The 1,223-nt window shown below is 34.1% G+C and carries 2 protein-coding genes; both read right to left on the reverse strand.

Going from position 1 to position 1,223, the window contains the following annotated elements; genetic code table 11:
- A partial coding sequence (locus tag AC1M36_RS28270) for an IS3 family transposase (RefSeq protein ID WP_479846518.1) occupies window positions 1-472 on the reverse strand: 472 nt, incomplete at its 3' end.
- A gap of 5 nt (window positions 473-477) precedes the next feature.
- Window positions 478-1,158 (reverse strand): transposase, encoded by a 681-nt coding sequence (locus AC1M36_RS28275; protein WP_479846517.1) that lies wholly within the window; start codon window positions 1,156-1,158, stop codon window positions 478-480.
- Window positions 1,159-1,223 lie beyond the last annotated feature (65 nt).

Here is a 1,223-nt window from a genome sequence, read left to right on the forward strand (position 1 = left end):
CTAAAATAGCGCTTAAATATATTTTTCTTCCGCTTTTTAATTTGAACTCTGTGACATCTGTTACCCATTTTTCATTAGGTCTGCTTGCCGTAAATTCACGATTAAGTCGATTTTCAGCGACATATTGCGCAGTTGAGGGAACATAGCGTTTTCTTTTCCGACGAATCACAGACTGTAATCCAGCGATGTGCATTAAACGATAAATACGTTTATGGTTAAATTTTCTATGGTATTTCCTATTAATATTTAATTTCATTCTTCGATACCCATAAATGCCTCCTACTTGTTCATAAATCGCTTGAATATCTTGAAGAATCGCTTCATTTTCTAATTCTCTAGCTGTTGGCGTACGCTGTAGCCATTTGTAATAGGCAGCACGAGATACACCGGCAATTTCACATAAAAGGATGACTGACAGATTTTCGTTCGCATGTAAATCTTGAATCGCTCTATATTTATTTTGTAGACGAATACTTGTTAACGACGCCTCCTTTCGAGTTCCTCTAACTTTTTAAAAAAAGCATTTTCAGCACGTAATCGTTCATTTTCTCGTTTTAAACGTTTCATTTCTAGTTTAAATTTTTCTTCCACTGTTAATTCATATTCCTCTTTCTTTCGACCTCGTTGATCTTGTAATGCCTCTTCACCATTTGCCTCAAACTTCTTGACCCATTGGTATACTTGTTGATAAGAAACACCATAGCCTTCGGCTGTAAGTTGATAGTTTTTCTGATGCTGTAGACAGTAGTTTACAATTTGAATTCGTTCTTCTAATGTTGTTTTTCTTGTATTTGTCATAGATTTTGTCATTCCTTTACCCGTATCATGTAATTCTCTATGACTATTATATTTTTTAATCCATTTTCCCAAAACGGCAGTACTAGATATATCGTATTTTTGAATGACCTCATGTAATGAATAACGTCCTGATAGATACTCATTAACGGCCGCCAATTTTAGTTCTTTTGAATACGACTTCCAAGAGATTGCGTCTGTTAAACCATCTTCACCATTCAATTCATACTTTCTTTTCCAGTCTCTAATCGTTCCAGGATCAATTGAAAATTTAGCAGTAATATCAGCTATTGAATGCTGACCATCTTTATAAAGAGCTAAAATAGCTAATTTTTCAGCTTTAGAATATTTTATTCGTGACATAAAAACGCCCTCTTAGATAAACAGATTTTTATTTTTTATCTGTCTACTTAAGGGGGAGCATATCA

This window comes from Bacillus sp. Medicinal_06, assembly GCF_056711665.1.

Excerpts from the sequence above, each read along its gene's own strand:
- AC1M36_RS28275 (WP_479846517.1), bottom strand. The coding sequence starts at position 1,158 with ATGTCACGAATAAAATATTCTAAAGCTGAAAAATTAGCTATTTTAGCT.